The sequence below is a fragment of the Frankia sp. AvcI1 genome, assembly GCF_001420875.1.
Lineage (GTDB): Bacteria > Actinomycetota > Actinomycetes > Frankiales > Frankiaceae > Frankia > Frankia alni.
This window is the reverse complement of record NZ_LJFZ01000001.1, coordinates 45613-62744: the sequence shown is the minus strand read 5'-3', so window position 1 is coordinate 62744 and position 17132 is coordinate 45613. Positions and strand designations below refer to the sequence as shown.

The 17132-nt window shown below is 74.5% G+C and carries 11 protein-coding genes and 13 pseudogenes; 11 read left to right on the top strand and 13 right to left on the bottom strand.

The features are described from left to right. The 4 genes and pseudogenes from UK94_RS35235 to UK94_RS00255 all read left to right on the top strand — a co-directional run. Positions 1 to 360, top strand: a pseudogene (locus UK94_RS35235) (aldo/keto reductase); the annotation flags it as partial. Between the two features lie 39 nt (positions 361 to 399). Beyond that, positions 400 to 458 (top strand): annotated as a pseudogene (locus tag UK94_RS35225) (hypothetical protein); the annotation flags it as partial. A 1-nt stretch (position 459) separates the two neighbouring features. Then, positions 460 to 690, top strand: a 231-nt coding sequence (locus UK94_RS35220) for an aldo/keto reductase (RefSeq protein ID WP_235485965.1), incomplete at its 5' end; no start/stop codon positions are given. Positions 691 to 786: 96 nt separating this feature from the next. Next, positions 787 to 1530 (top strand): enoyl-CoA hydratase-related protein, encoded by a 744-nt coding sequence (locus tag UK94_RS00255; RefSeq protein WP_268761171.1) that lies wholly within the window; start codon positions 787 to 789, stop codon positions 1528 to 1530. A 100-nt stretch (positions 1531 to 1630) separates the two neighbouring features. Here UK94_RS00255 and UK94_RS00250 read toward each other — a convergent pair whose 3' ends face one another. From UK94_RS00250 to UK94_RS35200, 5 genes and pseudogenes are all read right to left on the bottom strand, one after another. After that, complete coding sequence (locus UK94_RS00250) at positions 1631 to 2227, bottom strand: TetR/AcrR family transcriptional regulator (protein ID WP_011606239.1); 597 nt, start codon at positions 2225 to 2227, stop codon at positions 1631 to 1633. A gap of 68 nt (positions 2228 to 2295) precedes the next feature. Beyond that, positions 2296 to 2413, bottom strand: a pseudogene (locus UK94_RS35215) (nitroreductase family deazaflavin-dependent oxidoreductase); the annotation flags it as partial. Between the two features lies 1 nt (position 2414). Beyond that, positions 2415 to 2489 (bottom strand): annotated as a pseudogene (locus UK94_RS35210) (nitroreductase family deazaflavin-dependent oxidoreductase); the annotation flags it as partial. Position 2490: 1 nt separating this feature from the next. Beyond that, positions 2491 to 2639, bottom strand: a pseudogene (locus tag UK94_RS35205) (nitroreductase/quinone reductase family protein); the annotation flags it as partial. Position 2640: 1 nt separating this feature from the next. After that, positions 2641 to 2781: pseudogene (locus UK94_RS35200) on the bottom strand (nitroreductase family deazaflavin-dependent oxidoreductase); the annotation flags it as partial. Between the two features lie 143 nt (positions 2782 to 2924). Between UK94_RS35200 and UK94_RS00240 the strand changes: the two are divergent. After that, positions 2925 to 3533 carry a hypothetical protein gene (locus tag UK94_RS00240; protein WP_235485963.1) on the top strand — a complete coding sequence of 203 codons (609 nt, stop codon included), beginning with the start codon at positions 2925 to 2927 and terminating at the stop codon, positions 3531 to 3533. A gap of 285 nt (positions 3534 to 3818) precedes the next feature. Here the strand turns inward: UK94_RS00240 and UK94_RS00235 are convergent, their stop codons facing one another. Further along, complete coding sequence (locus UK94_RS00235; protein WP_011606242.1) at positions 3819 to 4031, bottom strand: hypothetical protein; 213 nt, start codon at positions 4029 to 4031, stop codon at positions 3819 to 3821. A gap of 537 nt (positions 4032 to 4568) precedes the next feature. Between UK94_RS00235 and UK94_RS00230 the strand changes: the two genes are divergently transcribed. Beyond that, positions 4569 to 6002, top strand: a complete 1434-nt coding sequence (locus UK94_RS00230) for a bifunctional adenosylcobinamide kinase/adenosylcobinamide-phosphate guanylyltransferase (RefSeq protein ID WP_055748225.1) — start codon at positions 4569 to 4571, stop codon at positions 6000 to 6002. 196 nt (positions 6003 to 6198) lie between these two features. On the opposite strand, the pseudogene UK94_RS35195 reads toward UK94_RS00230, so the two are convergent. From UK94_RS35195 to UK94_RS35185, 3 genes and pseudogenes are all read right to left on the bottom strand, one after another. Further along, positions 6199 to 6815, bottom strand: a pseudogene (locus UK94_RS35195) (hypothetical protein); the annotation flags it as partial. A gap of 21 nt (positions 6816 to 6836) precedes the next feature. Beyond that, positions 6837 to 8615, bottom strand: a 1779-nt coding sequence (locus UK94_RS35190; protein WP_313949433.1) for a WD40 repeat domain-containing protein, incomplete at its 3' end; no start/stop codon positions are given. Between the two features lie 124 nt (positions 8616 to 8739). Next, on the bottom strand, positions 8740 to 10226 hold a 1487-nt coding region (locus UK94_RS35185; protein WP_235485961.1), incomplete at its 3' end, for an NB-ARC domain-containing protein. Positions 10227 to 10519: 293 nt separating this feature from the next. Here UK94_RS35185 and cobT point away from each other — a divergent pair. Together cobT and UK94_RS00215 are read left to right on the top strand one after the other, a co-directional pair. After that, a pseudogene (gene cobT, locus UK94_RS00220) lies at positions 10520 to 11577 on the top strand (nicotinate-nucleotide--dimethylbenzimidazole phosphoribosyltransferase); the annotation flags it as partial. Between the two features lie 78 nt (positions 11578 to 11655). Then, complete coding sequence (locus UK94_RS00215) at positions 11656 to 12486, top strand: adenosylcobinamide-GDP ribazoletransferase (RefSeq protein ID WP_055748223.1); 831 nt, start codon at positions 11656 to 11658, stop codon at positions 12484 to 12486. A 33-nt stretch (positions 12487 to 12519) separates the two neighbouring features. Here UK94_RS00215 and UK94_RS35180 read toward each other — a convergent pair. The 4 pseudogenes from UK94_RS35180 to UK94_RS35165 all read right to left on the bottom strand — a co-directional run. Further along, positions 12520 to 12741 (bottom strand): annotated as a pseudogene (locus UK94_RS35180) (glycine cleavage T C-terminal barrel domain-containing protein); the annotation flags it as partial. Position 12742: 1 nt separating this feature from the next. Continuing rightward, a pseudogene (locus tag UK94_RS35175) lies at positions 12743 to 13059 on the bottom strand (glycine cleavage system protein T); the annotation flags it as partial. A 1-nt stretch (position 13060) separates the two neighbouring features. Beyond that, positions 13061 to 13442: pseudogene (locus tag UK94_RS35170) on the bottom strand (glycine cleavage system protein T); the annotation flags it as partial. Between the two features lies 1 nt (position 13443). Continuing rightward, a pseudogene (locus tag UK94_RS35165) lies at positions 13444 to 13617 on the bottom strand (glycine cleavage system protein T); the annotation flags it as partial. A gap of 132 nt (positions 13618 to 13749) precedes the next feature. On the opposite strand from UK94_RS35165, the pseudogene UK94_RS35160 reads away from it, so the two are divergent. The 3 genes and pseudogenes from UK94_RS35160 to lpdA all read left to right on the top strand — a co-directional run. Then, positions 13750 to 14119 (top strand): annotated as a pseudogene (locus UK94_RS35160) (M17 family peptidase N-terminal domain-containing protein); the annotation flags it as partial. Between the two features lies 1 nt (position 14120). Beyond that, on the top strand, positions 14121 to 15324 hold a 1204-nt coding region (locus UK94_RS00205; RefSeq protein ID WP_235485959.1), incomplete at its 5' end, for a leucyl aminopeptidase. Between the two features lie 315 nt (positions 15325 to 15639). After that, positions 15640 to 17022, top strand: coding sequence for a dihydrolipoyl dehydrogenase (gene lpdA, locus UK94_RS00200; protein WP_011606255.1), 1383 nt, complete (start codon positions 15640 to 15642; stop codon positions 17020 to 17022). Positions 17023 to 17132 lie beyond the last annotated feature (110 nt).

Below are 17132 nucleotides of genomic sequence, written 5' to 3'. Positions count from 1 at the left end.
GGCCTCGGCCGCAAGCACATCATCGAGTCCGCCCACGCCTCGCTGCGCCGGCTGCGCACCGACCATCTCGACGTCTACCAGGCGCACCGGTACGACCCGACGGTGCCGCTGGAGGAGACGCTGCGGGCCTTCGACGACCTGGTCCGCGCCGGCAAGGTGCTCTACATCGGGGTCTCGGAGTGGTCCGCCGAGCAGATCACCGACGCCGTGCGGATCGCCGGCGAGCTGGGGCTGGACCGGATCATCTCCAACCAGCCGCAGTACTCGATGCTGTGGCGCACCATCGAGGCGGACGTCGTGCCCGCCAGCGAGAAGGCCGGCATCTCCCAGATCGTCTGGTCGCCGATCGCGCAGGGCGTGNTGACCGGCAAGTACCTGCCCGGTCAGCCGCCGCCGAGNGGCAGCCGCGCCACCGGCGGCACCGGAGAGAGGTTCATCTCCCGGCTGCTCAACGACGANGTCCTGACCGCGGTGCAGGACCTGCGCCCGATCGCCGCGGACGCCGACCTCAGCATGGCCCAGCTCGCCGTCGCCTGGGTGCTCCAGAACGACAACGTCGCCTCGGCGATCATCGGCGCCTCCCGGCCGGAGCAGGTACGGGAGAACGTCAGGGCCGCCGGGGTGACCCTCGACCCGGCCCTGCTCAAGCGGATCGACGACGTGCTCGCCGACGTCATCCAGCGCGGCTGAGGCCGCCGCCGAACCCGATCGAGGTGACCGGTGAGTGNCGCCGACCCGACCTCCGACGAAGCCGAGTTACCCCCGCCGGCCGCGGGTGAGCACGTCCTGACCCGCGACGCCGGACCGGTCCGGTGGCTCACGTTGAACCGTCCCCACCGGCTCAACGCCCTGACCGCGGACTCCTACCGGGCGCTGCGGGCGGCGCTGGTGGCGGCGGACGGCGACGAGGCGGTGGCGGTGGTCGTGCTCACCGGCGCCGGGCGGGCGTTCTGCGCCGGCGCGGACCTCACCGAGCTTCCCGGCACCGACCGCGGCCGGCTCGTCGCCGACTTCGAGGCGCTCGTCCTCGCCCTGGCCGGCCTGGCCAAGCCGCTCGTCGCGGGGGTCCGCGGGCCGGCCGTCGGCCTGGGGATGACGATGCTGCTGCACTGCGACCTGGTGGTGGTCGCGGAGTCGGCGCGGCTGCGGGCACCGTTCACCGAGCTGGGGACGGTGCCCGAGGCGATGAGCTCGGTGCTGCTGCCGCGGGCGGTCGGCGCCCAGCGGGCCGCCGAGCTGCTGTTCACCTCGCGCTGGCTGAGCAGCGCCGAGGCCGTCGAGTATGGCCTGGCGATCCGCCGCTGCCCCGACGCCGACCTCGACGCTGTGACCGGCGAGCTCGCCGCGCGCATCGCCGCCTTCCCGGCGCCCGCGGTGGCGGCGACCAAACGCCTGCTGCGCGCCGGTCCCGCCGAGCCCGCGGCGGCGCCCCGGCCGGGGATCGAGCGGGCCGGGATCCAGATCGCCCGCGCGGTGCTGCGCCGCGAGCTCGCCGAGGGCGCCGCCCTGAACAGCCGGCTGGGCCGCTGAGCGGCTGGCGGCCCGACGCCCTCGGCTGCGGCCCGGCCTCCTCGGCTGCGGCCCGGCCTCCTCCGCCGCCGCGGGCGGGCGGGACGCGACGGGAGCGGGATCAGGCGCCGTCGACGGGTCGACCGAACGCCGCGGTCAGCGCGGCCCAGGTCCGATCCAGGTCGGAGCCCGGCAGGTACCGGCCGTCCAGTTCGAGGATGACCGTGCCGTGCGCCGCCGCCCACAGCGCCTGCGCGAGGTAGGGCTCCCCCGTGGCCCGGTAGAACGGCTCGCCCGCCCAGTCCTCCACCCCCGCGGTGAGCTGGTCGCGGCGTAGCGGGCCGGAGGTGACCAGGCGGTAGAGGTTCGGATGCGCGCGGGCGTGGGCGCGGTAGGCGGCCAGCAGGTCGCCGAGCACGCTCGCGGCGTCGGCGCGGTCGACGACACCGTGCAGCAGGTCGCCGATCTCGACCAGGGCGGCGTCGACCAGCCTGGCCTCCAGCTGGTTCTTGCCGGCGAGGTGCTTGTACAGCGAGGGCGCGCGGATGCCCAGCAGCTCGCCGAGCCGGCGCATCGTCAGCGCCGCCGCGCCCTCCTTCTCCAGCACCTCCCGCGCGACCGCGATGATCTCGCCGAGCCGCGGCGAGGGCGGCGCCAGTGCGGGCCGGGGCGCGACGGGCGCCAGCGGCAGCCCACCCGAACCCTGCGGCGTCCCCATCCGTCCCGTCCCTCTCTCGCGCGCCCGTGCCGATCTCTCCCGCGGCGCCGGGGCGACGCCACGAAGGGTCAGCGCGCGGTCAGCGTGAAGACCGGATGGCGAGGGGCGATCCGGCGGATCTCCTCGTCGGTGGAGTCGGGCCCGATCCCATCGAAGAAGGCGCCGACCTCGGCCTTCCATCGCTTCNGGTAGGCCCGCAGCACGGCGACACTGTCCGCCGGGTCCAGCTCGTCGGCGTGGTAGAGCGTACGCGAGCGCCCCCNCAGCAAAGACAGCTCACCACCCGCGGCGCGGACGTTGCGGACCCACTGCCCATGGCCGCGCGCCGACACCAGGTACTGCCGCCCCTCGTAGGTCAGCAGGTTCACCGGGGTCCGCCGCGGCTGGCCGCTGGCCCGCCCGCGCACCTCCANCACCCGGCTGCCCAGCACGCTCACCCCGGCCCGGGTTACCAGCGCCACCAGGCGGTTGGCCACATTACGGGTGAACCAGCCGGGCGCGAGGTAATGCGCCCCGCCGGCACGGGACGACGCCTGATCACGCTGCTCGCTCATGGATCCACACCTCCGGGTCGACAATGCGGCTAACACCGTTAGCCACACCGCTAGCTAACAACGTTAGCCAGAGCCTGTCAACCCGCTCCGGGCGGCATGCCAGGGCAGCCGGCGATCCTCTCCTCGCCGGATCCGAGGCCGCCATGCGTTCAGCCGTGGCCTTCTTCGGTCGCGAGTTCGACACTGCTGCAGACATCGCCGTGCAGGCGCAAGCACGCGCACACCCGTACATCGTTCCGATGCTGGCCTGCGCACAGGCCCGCGCCTTCGCCCTTGCCGGGCGGCAGGACGAAGCGCGCTCCGCCCTGCGAACCATGGGCGAGAACATCTGGACGGGCAAGCAGGTGCCGGGCCTCTCACCCATCGATGACGAAACGTACGAGGCGTTCAGTGCTGTCATCCTCGGTTACCTCGGCGCGGGCGAGGAAGCTGAACCACACGCCAGAAGATCACTGACGATGCTGGCCCACAGCGGGCGATACAGGTCGACCGCCGGTACACATCTCGCACTCGCGCGCGCGTCTGTTCACCGCCGCCACCCCGACCCCGAACAAGCCGCCAGGGCCGCAGTCGACGCCGTAGCGACGATCGACGGCAGAGAGGTTCCTGACGGTCCCACCGTCGGCCGCGCCGCAGGCCTTTGGTGCATGCTGGTCCGCAACAACGACTGGGCACGCCTCGCATCTGTTCGGGATCTCGGCGACCAGGTTTCGTCCGGGCGACACGCTCTCCCTCCCGGGCCGACCATCTGAGGCGCTCACAGCGCTCTTCTCCGCGATGGGGAACGAGAGCGCGTGTCTGGCGACGCCGAGCTCGCGGGCGACGCCGGTCGGGGATCGGCGCGGCGCGCGAAACCGCGCCACGCGTCCCAATCCCGGCCCCGGCCAGCATGCGGTTCCGCGGAACCGCGCCGCGCCATCGGCCCGGTTCCATCGATGGCAGGCAGCATCACCGGCCACCAGGTACCGGCCACCGCCTGCTGNCCCACCACGTGCCGTGAGCAGGCCGGCATCGGGGAGGTCGGGACGCGGCACGGATCAGGTGACCGGGCGCAGGCTCATCGGGCCGTAGATGCGGCGTCCGGCGTCGAGCAGGGTGACCTGGAGGACGCCCGCGGCGAGCAGGTCGCGCCAGGTCTCCCCGAGCCAGGTCTCGGCGTCGCCCTGGCTGGTGAAGGATTCGGAGCTCGACGCACCGCCGACCGTGACGATCGCTCCGTCGTCGCCCTCGTAACGCCAGGTCCAGGTCATGCGTGGGTCCCTTCTCCGGGGCGGCCCGAGTCGGCCGGCCGCCGTGCGCGATCGCCGATCGGTCGACCGGTGGACCCATCCAACCGTGTGCCCCTCGTCGGCGCGGCGCCGCGGATCAGCGTGCCGCCCGTGGTCACCCTCGCCAGGGGCCGATGCTCCCCGGGGAATCGGCCGAGCGGACGNCTGGCTCGGTGCCGCACGCCACTGGCGCGCAGGCGGACACCCGCGTCAGGATGTCCTCGACGCCGGTAACGTCGGCCTCGACAGGACACGGAACGACGTGCGACGTCGAGCGCACATCCGGTCCATCCGGTCGAGTCCGGTACATCCGTCGAGGAGGAACAACCCGCGTGGGAACGACCGTCTACAACGCCGCAGCCTTCGCCGCCGAGTCCGCGGAGCACGATCCGCCCCTGACCTGGTGGNCTGCCGTGATCGTCACCTTCGTGGCCATCTTTCTGCTGGCGGCGGTGCTCGCGCTGATGACCCGGTGGGAGCGCAAGCGCCACCCGCACGTGTGATCCGGGCGCGGCGGCGGTGCGGGTAACGCTGCTCGGCACGGGTTCGGCGGACGGCTGGCCGAATCCGTGGTGCGACTGCGCGTCCTGCGCCTGGGCGCGCCAGAACGAGGTCCGCGGGCAGACCGCCGTCCTCGTCGACGACGCCCTGCTCATCGACTGCGGGCCCGACGTGCCGCGGACCGCCGCCCGGCTCGGGGTCCGACTCTCCGGCCTGCGCCATCTGCTGATCAGCCACGCGCATCCCGACCACCTCGGCCCGGAGAGCCTGATGTGGCGGTCGTGGTCGTCCGCCGCCGGTCGGCCACTCGACGTCGTCGGGCCGCCCGCGGCGCTGGCGGTGTGCCGCGCGTTCCTGACCCGGTGGGAGGGCGCCGACCCGACCCGGGAGGGCTCCGCCCTGCGATTCGTCCCGGCGACGGCCGGCGACGACGCACCGGACGGCGACGACTCACCGGACGGCGATCCGCTGCGCCTCGGCGAGGGTGACGCCGCGTACCTGGTGCGCCCGCTGGCCGCCCGGCACGGCGACGCGAGCATCGGCCCCGCGGTGCTCTACGACGTCACCGCGCCCGACGGCGGCCGGCTGCTCTACGGCTGCGACACCGCCGCGCCGCTGCCAGCGGCAACGCTCGCCGCGGTGACCGGCCGGGCGTACGACGTGGTGCTGCTGGAGGAGAACAACGGCGACCGGCCCGGTTTCGGTGAGCACCTCGATCTCGACTCCTTCGCCGAACTCGTCGCGGAGCTGCGCCGCCGCGGCGCCGTCGTCGACGGCACCCGGGTGCTCGCCGTCCACCTCAGCCACCGCAACCCGCCTGGCGACGAGCTGGCCCGCCGGCTCGCCCTGCTCGGCGCGCAGGCTCCCGGCGACGGCACCGTCCTCGACCTCGCGCCCCACTCACGCCCCGCCGGCCCCACCGGCTCCACCGGGACGCCGGCGCCGCACCGGGTCCTGATCACCGGTGGGGCCCGGTCGGGGAAGTCCGCCGAGGCGGAACGCCGGCTGCTCGCCGAGCCGGCAGTGGTGTACGTCGCCACCTCCGCGCCCCCGGACCCCACCGACGCCGAGTGGTCGGCGCGGATCGCCGCGCACCGCGAGCGCCGTCCGGCGGCGTGGACGACCGTGGAGACCCTCGACCTGGCGCCGCTGCTGCGCTCGCCGGGTCCGCCGCTGCTCGTCGACGGCGTCGGGCTGTGGGTGGCCGCACTGCTCGATGACCCGGCGGAGCTGGCGAGGCGGGCGGGCGAGCTGGTCGAGGCGTGGCGGCACACCGCGCGCCGCGTCGTGGCGGTGACCGACGAGGTCGGCTCCGGAGTGGTGCCGGCGACGGCCGACGGTCGCCGGTTCCGCGACGCGCTCGGCCGCCTCAACGCCGAGCTCGCCGCCGCCTCCGACGAGGTCTGGCAGGTCGTGGCGGGCACCGCGATCCGGCTTCGACCCAAAGCCTGATCACAGGCCACCCCTACAGACAAGTCGCGCGCTGGCGTCGGGGCACGCCGGCACGCCGGCACGCCGGCACGCCGGCGGATCCGTCCGCGAGTCTCACCCGTCGAGGTCGAGGTCGTAGCGGAACAGTCCGGCCGAGCCGGCCATGACGAGGCCGCGGCCGAGGGCGGGCGGGAGCCACGTGCAGGCGCGGGCGCCNCCGTCGAAGCGCATCATGGCGACGCAGCGCCAGGTCGCCGCGTCCCAGATCCGCAGCGCGCCGTCGCCACCTGCGGTGGCCAACCAGGCCCCGTCCGGCGAGAACCGCGCCGCCCGGACGGTGTGCACGTGCCCGGTCAGCGTCACAACCGGGGCGCCGTCGTCGACACGCCATACCCGCGCCGTGTGGTCCGACGCGGCGGTGACCAGCAGCTCGCCTCCGGGCGAGAAGGCGACGCCGAGGATCTCGCCGGTGTGCCCGGTGAACTCCCGGCGCAGCCGGAGGGTCGCCGCCTCCCACAGCCGCACGCCGCGATCCCGCCCGCCCGAGGCCACCCAGCGGCCGTCCGGGCTGATGGCGCAGGCCAGTGCGGCCCCCCGGTGCGCCGTCCCGGCCGGCACACCCGGCGGGCCGTCCGGATGCCCCGTGGACGCCGTCCCCACCGGTGACGCCCTCCCCACCTGCGACGCCGTCGGCGACGGGTGTCCGCTCGCGATGTCCCACCGCCGAAGCGTCCCGTCCATGCAGGTGGCGACCGCCCAGGTGCCGGTGGGGTCGAGGGCGAAGCAGGTGATCTCGGCGTCGGCCGTCAGCGTCGCCGCGACGGCGCCCGTCACCGGATCCCACCGACGCAGGGNGGTGAGCGTCTCGGGCACGAGCACCCAGGCTCCGTCGGGACTCACCTCGGCGCCGCGGGCCATCTCCACAGCGCCGGCGATGGCGGTGCCGGTGCGCTCGCCGGTCGCCAGGTCCCAGGCGGCGGCGGTGCCGTCGTCGGAGTAGGCGACGACCCGCGGCGCGACGCCCGGCTCGCGGGAGTCCACGACGGCGCAGCCCTTCATCGGCTCATCCCGGCCGCCGGCGGACGGTTTCGGCAGGTCGACGTCGGTGGCCCACACCCGGATCACGCCGTACCGGTCCGCGGCGGCCGCCCAGGTCCCGTCCGGTGAGAGAACGCAGGTGCGGCTGCCCACCGCCCCCGACAGATCGGCCCGGTGACCGTCCGCCGACACGTCCCACAGCCGGATCACGTCATCCCGGCTCGTGGTCGCCACCAGCCGGCTGTCCGGGCCGACCGCGGCGCCACGGATCGCCCCCGAGGCCTCCCGGAGCATTCCGATCCGGTGGCCCGCGGGCATCGACCATCGACGGAACGTGCCGTCCTGCCCCGACGATCCCAGCCAGCTCCGGTCCGGCGCGACGACCAGCGCCAGGACGGGCCCGCGATGGCCGGTGAGGGTCATCGTCGGCGCCCCGGTCGACGGGTCGACGATGCGGATCACACCGTCCTCCCCGGCGACAGCGATCCAGCCCCCGTCCGGGGCCGGGACGCAGCAGCGCAGCGGTACGTCGGCGACGGTGACCGCGAGCAGGCAGGCCGCGCCGCGCGCATCCCACCAGCGCAGGCTCCCGTCCTCGCCGACCGAGAGGACGACGTCACCGTCCGGGCCGAACGCACAGGCGGTGACGCTCCCGACGTGCCCGCGTCGCACCTGTGACGGGGCCGCCCGGCGCGGGGGTACCGCCGGATCGGGCTCCCCTGGCCCGCCCGGCCACGACCCGCCCACCGGCAACCTGTCCGCCGACGACCTGTCCGCCGACGACCCGCCCGCTGATGACCCGTCCGCCGGCAACCCGCCCGTCCACACCGCGGATCCGTCGTCCCACACCCGCGGCACCGCCCAGGTCCGCACCGTGCCGTCCGCCCCGGCAGAGGCGACCGTGCGGCCGTCCGGCGCGAACGCGCAGCCGAGCACCTCGCCGTCGTGGCCCGTCAGCACCGCCTGGCCCCGCCCGTCCGGCACCTCCCACAGCCGCACGGTGCCGTCCCGACCCGCGGAGGCCAACATCCGCCCGTCGGGGGCGACGGCGAGCCCGTCGACCCAGCGACGATGGCCGCCGAACGTGCGCCGCAGGGCCGGATGCGGCTGGTCCGGACGCGACCACCGGTTGGTCAGCCGGGGCAGGGCGACGTGGGGCGCGAGGGCGGACCGGGCGTCGTCGAGTTCGGGGCTGCCGTCGAGGCGGCTGAGCAGGACCGCGCCGAGGGAGGCCGGCGGGTCGGTCGGGGCCAGCAGGTGGGCGTTGCGCAGGATCGCGCGGCGCAGGGCGGCGAGTACCGGATCGTCCGGCAGGACGGTCGCCGCCAGGGCGAGGTCGGCCTGGACGGCGACCGGGCCGAGCTGCGGGCGTTGCAGCTTGGCCAGCGTCCAGCGCAGATCCCCGACCAGCGCGGCGACCTCGGCCGTCCGGCCCGCGCCGACGAGATGGCCGACGAGGTGGGTCCACGCGTAGTCGGCGGACTCCGGCAGCAGCCACCAGGGCGCGCCCGACGCCCCCGGCGCCGAGGCCGGGACCGAGGCCGGCGCCGCGGCCGGGGCGGGCAGGAAGGTGTCGCGCAGCGCGTCGCAGAGCACGGCCTCGAACTCGCGCAGCCGCTCCTCGCCGACCCGGGCCCGCAGGTAGGTGCGCAGCACGTCCTGCAGCAGCAGCGAGGGCGGCGACCTGCGGTAGGCGACGACCAGGGAAAGATCCGCCAGNTCCTGGCAGAGGTCGTCGACCTCGTCCGGATCGAGATCGCCGGTGGTCCCCCAGTAGGCGTCGAGCACCCGGCGCGGGATCTCGACGTCCTCGGGGAAGACCGCGAGTTCCAGGTAGCGCTCCAGGCGGTGCCCGGTCAGCAGGCCGAGGCTGGCCGCCAGCGTGGCCTCGACGGCCTCGGATCGCTGCGCCGCGCGGGTGACGTCGAGCCCGGTCGGACCGCGCCGGCGCATCCGGCGCAGCACCCGCTCGGCGGCCCGGGGCAGGCTCATGCCGTCGCGGACATGCCGCACGAGCGCGCGGTTGACCAGGCGCACCAGCACCGGCCAGCGTCCGGTCACCCCCAGCAGCCGTTCGGCCGCCTCCGGCGCCTGCGTGCCGAGGTCGCGCAGCAGCAGCGTCATGGCCTCGGCGGGGAGCATTGCCTGGATCTCGATCATCCGCGCCCGGGGCACGAGGTCACGCAGCCGGGTGGTGACGAGTCGGACGGTGCCCGCCCCGCCCAGCAGAAACGGCTGCAACTGGGTGGGGTTCCACACGTCGTCGACGACCAGCAGCCGGGACTCGTCACCGAGCAGCGTCCCGAGATGGAAGCCGGCCTGCTCCGGATCGGCGAGGGTCGGCCGGACGCCGCTGAGCGCCTCGCTGAGATCGTTGATCCGTTCCGCGAGCCGGGCGCCGTCCAGTGTCTCCCCGATCGTGACCCAGAGTAGCCCGCCGCCGAACGTCTCGGCGATCTCCGCCTGCCGGCAAACCGCGCGGGTCAGCGTGGTCTTCCCCATCCCGCCGGTGCCGTGCAGCACGACGGGCTCACGGACAGCGACAAGACGGGCCCCGCCCGCCGCGCTCGCGAGCACCTCGGCGAGCACGGCCGCGGTAAGCGCGGGGCGGGGCACGGAGTCGTCCCGGTCGCCGGGGAGCATCCACGGCCTGCGCCGACCGCCCCCGCCCGGGATGCCCGCGACGCCGCCGGCCGGATCCAGCCCGGTACCGCCCGTGCGGACCACGCGCCGTTGGCTCTCCCGCAGCTTCACCAGGGCGTCGAGGACGGCCGTCTCCAGATCGCCGGCGCTGCGAAAGTCGGCTGTGATGATGCCGGACTCGCGCAGCCGGCCACGGAACGCCTTCTGGCGTTCCGCGTGGTCCTCGTCGACGAACTCACCGAAGGGAACCTCGGCGAGATAGTCCAGCAGGAACACCAGGCGGGGCATCCCGGCCCGGGTGGCCGTGTCGAACTCCAGCTCGGTGTAGGACGTCTCGGGCTGGTTGGTCACCAGCGAGCCGTACCGAAATCCGATGAGTCCCAGGTAGACGTCGGAGGAAAGGACCGTCCGCACGCAGAAGTCGGCGGGATCTGCGTCCCGGGCACCGAAGTACTCCATGTCGATCACCCGGTCGCCCGCCAACGCGACGGCCCGCTCGGCGGCGGCGACGAACGACCGCTCCCGTGGGAACCGGCGCAGCTCCGCGGTATGGCTCAGGAACACCCGCCGTTCGCGCTGGACCGGCAGCCCACCGCCGGCCGACCCCGAGCCGGGTACCCGAACACGTTCCGGGAACGGATCAACCGGGAACGCCACATCTCGCAACGTATCCGATCGACTCCGCTGTTCGCATCCGCCGCCCGCCGCGCTGTCCGCTCCGCCGCGCTGTCCGCTCCGCCGCGCCNCCCGGCCGCCGCCGCCGCGCCGCCCGGCCGCCGCCCGGCCGTCGCCGCGTGGCCTGCCGTAGTGGAGACGGGGTGCCGGCTCCTCGAGACCGATCAGGTAGTAAGGACCTCGTGGATTCCCATGACGCTAGCGGCGTCGTTCCCGTCGTCCCGGTGCTGGACAGCGACGCGATGGCGGCGGCCCGGCGCCGGCAGGGCGAGCTGACCAAGCCGCCCGGCGCGCTCGGCCGGCTCGAGGAGCTGTCGATCTGGCTCGCCGGGGTGCAGGGAACCTGTCCCCCGCGGCCCTTCGAGCGCGTCCGGGCGATCGTGGTCGCGGGCGACCACGGCATCGCCGAGATCGGCGTGTCCGCGTTTCCCAGCGACGTGACGGCCCAGATGGTGGCGAACTTCGCCGCCGGCGGGGCGGCGGTCAACGTCCTCGCCCGCCAGGTCGGGGCCGGCGTGCGGGTCGTCGACGTCGCCGTGGACAGCCCACGGCCCACCACCGTGGGCGGGGTCGACGGCACCGCGCCGCCCGACCGCTACCGGGTGCGGCGCTCAAGCGGGCGGATCGACCGGACGGACGCGTTGAGCGTGGCCGAGGCCGAGCGGGCGTTCGCCGTGGGCCGGCTCATCGCGGACGAGGAGATCGACGCCGGTGCGGACCTGCTCGTCCCCGGCGAGATGGGGATCGGGAACACGACCCCCGCGGCGACCATCGTCGCGCTGCTGGCCGATCGCGAGCCCATCGAGGTGGTCGGGCGGGGCACGGGCATCGACGACCGCCGCTGGATGGTGAAGACGGCCGCGATCCGGGATGCCATGCGGCGCGGGCGGCCGTTCGCCGGCAACGCGCTGTCCCTGCTGCGGGTCGTCGGCGGGGCAGACCTGCTGGCGCTCGCCGGCCTGCTGGTGCAGGCCGCCGTGCGGCGCACCCCGGTCGTCCTCGACGGTGTGATCGTCTGCGCCGCGGCGCTGGCGGCCGAACGCGTCGCGCCGGGCGCCCGGCAGTGGTGGGTGGCGGGCACCCGCTCCCCCGAGCCGGCGCAGGCGATCGCGCTCGGCGCGCTCGGGCTGACGCCGCTGATCGACGCCGGGCTGCGCCTGGGCGAGGGCACCGGAGCCCTGCTCGCGGTGCCGCTGGTCCGCGCCGCGCAGGCGACCCTGGCGGAGATGGCGACGTTCGANCAGGCCGGTGTGAGCGGGAAGTCCGAGGCCGTCGACGGTGTCGACGCCACCGACGCCACGGCGGTCGACGTCACGTGATGGTGGCGGCGAGAACCGCGTTCACGCTGCTCACAGCGTTCCCGCTGCGGGGACCGGAGCGGCTGGACCGACGCCTGGCCGGCCGGGCCATGGCGCTCGCCCCCCTGGTGGGCCTGGTCCTCGGCCTGCTCACCGCCGTGGTCGTGGTCGCCCTGCGGGTCACGACCGGGACGCCCGGCCACCGCAACCAGAGCCTGCTGCCCGCCGCGGTCGGCATCGCCGTCCTCGCGCTCGCCAGCCGGGGCCTGCACCTCGACGGCCTGGCCGATCTCGGCGACGGCCTCGGCGCGCGGCGAGTGCGGGGGCGGGACCGCGCCCTGGAGATCATGCGTGAGTCGACGATCGGTGCCTTCGGCGTCATCAGCGTCGTGTTCGTCGTGCTGCTGCAGGTCGTGGCGCTCAGCGCCGCCATCACCGTGCACCGCGGCACGGTCTCGATCCTCGTCGCCGTCATGACCGGCCGGCTCGCCGCGACCCTCGCCTGCACCGGGCACACCCCGCCCGCCCATCCGGACGGTCTCGGCGCGCTCGTGGCCGGCACGGTCCGCACCCGGGACGCGGTGCTGGCCCTCGTCGGCGTCTGCGCGGTGGCGGCGCTGGCCGGCCGCCTCGACTTCGACGGCGGGGACGTCGGCCGGGCCGTGCGCGCCGTCGTCGCGGTCTGCCTCGGAACCGCCTTCGCTGCGGCCCTGCGCCGCTATCTGACCAGCCGCTTCGGCGGCCTGACCGGTGACATGCTCGGCGCGATCATCGAGCTCACCACCATGGTGACCCTGATCGTCATGGCGATGACGCTACCGACCCCCGCCCTGCGGCTCCTGGGGCACTAGCGATCCCGGCGGCGACCGGCGGTCGCCACCGAGCTACCGGGGTGAGGACGGGACGAAAGGGGGTCGGACGACCGTCATCGGGGCCGGGCGGCCGCGGACGTCGACGTTCACGGTGTCGCCCTCGGCGACGCCGCGGTCGAGCAGTGCCAGGCCGATGCCCTGGCGCAGCGTCGGGGAGAAGGTGCCGCTGGTGACCTCGCCGACCGGCGCGCCGTCCGCCGCGGTCACGGGCATGTGCGGCCGGGGAATCGCCCGNCCTGTCGACGCCAGCCCCCACAGCAGGCGCGCGGGCCCGGCGGCCCGCTCGGCGAGCAGCGCCTCCCGGCCCCAGAACCGCTCCTTGCCCCAGCCGACCGCCCACCCGGACCGGGCCTGCACCGGCGTGATCGTCGGCGAGAGGTCCTGGCCGTGCAGCGGGTAACCCATCTCCGTGCGCAGGGTGTCGCGGGCGCCGAGACCGACCGGCGACGCGCCGAGGCCCTCCCCCGCGGCGAACAGCGCGTCCCACAGCGCGGGCGTGTCGTCCCACCGGGGCAGCAGCTCGTAGCCGCGCTCGCCGGTGTAGCCGGACCGNCAGACGATCACCGGCCGGCCCTTCCACGCCGCCTCGACGAAGCTCATGTACGCCCCGTCGGTGGGCAGACCGAGGGCCGCCACCAGGGTCGGGGCCGCGGGGCCCTGCACCGCGAGCACCCCGAACCCGGTGTGCCGGTCGGTGACGGACACACCCGCGGGGGCGGCCGCGGCGAGGCGGGCGACGACCTCGGCGTTGTTCGCGGCGTTGGGCACGAGCAGGACCCGCTCGCCGGAGAAGAGATAGGCGATCAGGTCGTCGACGACCCCGCCTTCGTCGTTGCAGCACAACGTGTACTGAGCCTGTCCCGGGGCGATACGACCCAGGTCGTTGCTCAGGCAGGCATTGACGAACTCCGCGGCGCCCGCGCCGGTCACCTCGGNCTTGCCGAGATGGCTGACGTCGAAGATTCCGACCGCGCCCCGAACCGCCTGATGCTCGGCGAGTACTCCGCGCCCGGCGTACTCGATCGGCATCTCCCAGCCTCCGAAGCCGGCCATCTTCGCGCCGAGATCGACATGACGGCCGTACAAGGGAGATCGACGCAGGTCTGCCATGGCGAACAGCCTAGTAGTCGCCGCGATCCGGACCGGAACGACCGGCGGGGGCTCGGCACCGGCCGGGTCACGGCACCCGGGTCACGGCACCGGGGGGCGTCGACCGGGCTTGTCGTTCAATACGCTCACCGCATGACCAGCATCGCGCCCAGCTCAGCAGCCCTAGCCGATCTCGACGCGGATGCGGTGGTGATCGGCACCGCGATCGGCGAGGACGGCCTCGTGGTGGCCGGCGGCGCCGCCGAGCTGGACGCGGCGCTCGGCGGCCGGCTCGCCGCGGTGCTCACCTCCCTGGGCGCGACCGGGAAGGCCGGCGAGACCGTGCACTTCGCGACCCTGGGGGCGCTGCCGGCGGCGACCGTCCTCGCGGTCGGACTCGGCCCGCTGGCGTCCCCGACCACCCCGTCCGCCCCTCTGGACGCCTCGCTGGACGCGGAGGTCCTGCGCCGCGCCGCGGGCACGGCGGTGCGGACGCTGGCCGGGACCGGATCCGTGGCACTGGNCCTGGCCGCCGCGCCCGGCGCGATCACCGCGGAGTCGCTGCGGGCGGTGGCGGAGGGTGCGCTGCTCGGCACCTACTCCTTCGACCGCCTGCGCACCACCTCGGCGAAGGGGCGGCCCACCCCCGTCGGCACGCTGACGCTCCTCGTGGACGAGGGGTCCCAGGCGCTCGCGCAGCAGGAGATCGACCGCGCCGTGGTCGTCGCCGAGTCGGTCGTGCTGGTCCGCGACCTGGTGAACACCCCGCCGAGTCACCTCTCGCCCGCCCTGCTCGCCGACGTCGCCGTCGAGAAGGCGACCGCCGCCGGCGTCACCGTCGAGGTTCTCGACGAGGTGGCGCTGGCCGAGGGCGGCTTCGGCGGGATCATCGGGGTCGGGCAGGGCTCCGCCAACCCGCCCCGGCTGATCCGCCTCGAGTGGCGTGGCGGCGGCGATTCACCGGCGCTCGCACTGGTCGGCAAGGGCATCACCTTCGACTCCGGCGGCCTGTCGCTGAAGCCCCCGACGGCGATGGAGTGGATGAAGACGGACATGGCCGGCGCGGCCGCCGTCCTCGCCACGGTCGTCGCCGTGGCGCGCCTGCGCCTGCCGGTCACGGTGACCGGCTGGCTGCCCTGCGCGGAGAACATGCCGTCGGGCGAGGCGATCCGACCCTCGGATGTGCTGACGCTGCGCGGTGGAACCCGGGTCGAGGTGCTCAACACGGACGCCGAGGGCCGGCTCGTCCTCGCCGACGCCCTCGTGCGGGCAGCCGAGGAGGCACCGGACCTGATCGTGGACATCGCGACGCTGACCGGCGCCCAGATCGTCTCGCTGGGCCAGCGCACCAGCGGGGTGATGGGCCGCGACGGCGCCGTCGAAGCGGTCACGACGGCCGCCGCCGCGACCGGGGAGAGCGTCTGGCCGATGCCGCTGCCGCCGGAGCTGCGCAAGGGGCTGGACTCCCTGGTCGCCGACATCGCCAACGTCCCGCCCGGCGGCAGCCGGGACGGCGGGATGCTGGTCGCGGCGCACTTCCTCGCCCACTTCGTGCCCGACGAGGCGAGCTGGGCGCACATCGACATCGCCGGTCCGTCGTGGAACGGCGGCCAGCCCTACGGGCACACGCCCAAGGGCGGCACCGGCGTGATCGTTCGCACGCTCATCCAGCTCGCCGAGAGCCGCGCCGGCTCGCCGGCGGCCGACGGCCCCACGACCGCCGGCTGACCGAGCGGGAGGGTGCGGCAGAGCGGCGATTGCGACTGCACCTCGCGCGATGCAGCACACTCACCCATCCGAGCGGAAGGGGGCCCACGGCGTGAAAGACTGGGCTCGGACCGACGTGGTGTGGCGAGTCGTGGCCTGAAACGCCGGCCCGAAGGGCACGTCGATGCCGGCGTTCCCGGCCCTGCCCGGCACCGATCGCCGCCGGCGCGGCCGGCCGTTTCACCGGCATCGCGGGCACGCGACACCGGTGGGTACGGGTCACACTCCCGGCATCACCGGCACAACCATAGAAGTCAACGAGAAGGGACCTCTGGCGTGGCGGATTCAGCGGCCGGTCCCGTCGACCTGGTCATCCTCGGCGGCGGCAGCGGCGGATACGCCGCCGCGCTGCGCGCCGCGGAACTCGACCTGAGCGTCGTTCTGATCGAGAAGGACAAGCTCGGCGGCACCTGCCTGCACCGAGGCTGCATCCCGACCAAGGCGCTGCTGCATTCGGCGGAGATCGTCGACAACATCAATGAGAGCGAATCCTTCGGGATCCGCTCCACCTTCGACGGCATCGACATGGCGAAGGTCAACTCCTACAAGGACTCGGTCATCGCCGGCCTGTTCAAGGGGCTGACCGGCCTGATCAAGTCACGCGGCATCGAGGTGGTCGAGGGATTCGGCCGGCTCGTCTCGCCGACGTCCGTCGCGGTCGGCGACCGGGTGATCTCCGGCCGGCACGTCCTGCTCGCCACCGGCTCGTACTCGAAGTCCCTGCCCGGTCTGGACATCGACCACGACCGGGTCATCACCAGCGACGACGCCCTGACGCTCGACCACGTGCCGGCGTCCGCCGTGGTCCTCGGGGCCGGCGCCATCGGCTGCGAGTTCGCCTCGGTCTGGCGCTCCTACGGCGCCGAGGTGACGATCGTCGAGGCGTTGCCGCACCTGGTGCCGCTCGAGGACGAGTCCAGCTCCAAGCTGCTGGAGCGCGCCTTCCGCAAGCGGGGCATCGCCCAGCACCTCGGCGCCCGCTTCGCCGGCGTGAAGACGACCGACCACGGGGTCACCGTGTCGCTGGAGAGCGGCACCACCATCGACGCCGAGCTGCTGCTCGTCGCGGTGGGCCGCGGACCGGTCTCGGCCGGCCTCGGCTACGAGGAGGTCGGCATCGCGACCGACCGCGGTTACGTCCTGGTCGACCGTTTCCTGCGCACGAACGTCCCCACCGTGTCCGCGCTCGGCGACCTGCGGCCGGGCCTGCAGCTCGCTCACGTGGGATTCGCGGAGGGCATCTTCGTCGCCGAGCAGCTCGCCGGGCTCAACCCGGTGCCGGTCGACTACGACAACGTCCCGCGGGTCACCTACTCCCACCCCGAGGTTGCGTCGGTCGGGCTGACCGCCGCGGCCGCCAGGGAGCGCTTCGGCGAGATCAGCACCGTCACCTACAACCTGGCGGGCAACGGCAAGTCGCAGATCCTCAAGACCGCCGGTGCCGTGACGCTGGTCGCCGTCCCCGACGGTCCGGTGGTCGGCGTCCACATGGTCGGCGACCGCGTCGGCGAGCTCATCGCCGAGGCCCAGCTCATCACGAACTGGGAGGCGTTCCCCGCCGAGGTCGCCCAGCTGATCCACCCCCATCCCACTCTGTCCGAGGCTCTCGGCGAGGCGCACCTGGCGCTGGCCGGCAAGCCCCTTCACGTCCACGGCTAGGGCGATCGCCCTGGGATCGGTGGCGCGACCGGGTTCGCCCCGCGGCCCGATCCCGCCCAGGTACTCACGTTCACGCCACAGCATGAGCGCCTCCGGCCGGCCGCTTGCGC

What these genes read in the sequence shown, in the direction of transcription:
- UK94_RS00240 (WP_235485963.1), top strand. Translation starts at nt 2,925, where the DNA reads ATGCGTTCAGCCGTGGCCTTCTTCGGTCGCGAGTTCGACACTGCTGCA.
- UK94_RS00235 (WP_011606242.1), bottom strand. Translation starts at nt 4,031, where the DNA reads ATGACCTGGACCTGGCGTTACGAGGGCGACGACGGAGCGATCGTCACG.
- UK94_RS00250 (WP_011606239.1), bottom strand. Translation starts at nt 2,227, where the DNA reads ATGGGGACGCCGCAGGGTTCGGGTGGGCTGCCGCTGGCGCCCGTCGCG.
- UK94_RS00215 (WP_055748223.1), top strand. Translation starts at nt 11,656, where the DNA reads ATGGTGGCGGCGAGAACCGCGTTCACGCTGCTCACAGCGTTCCCGCTG.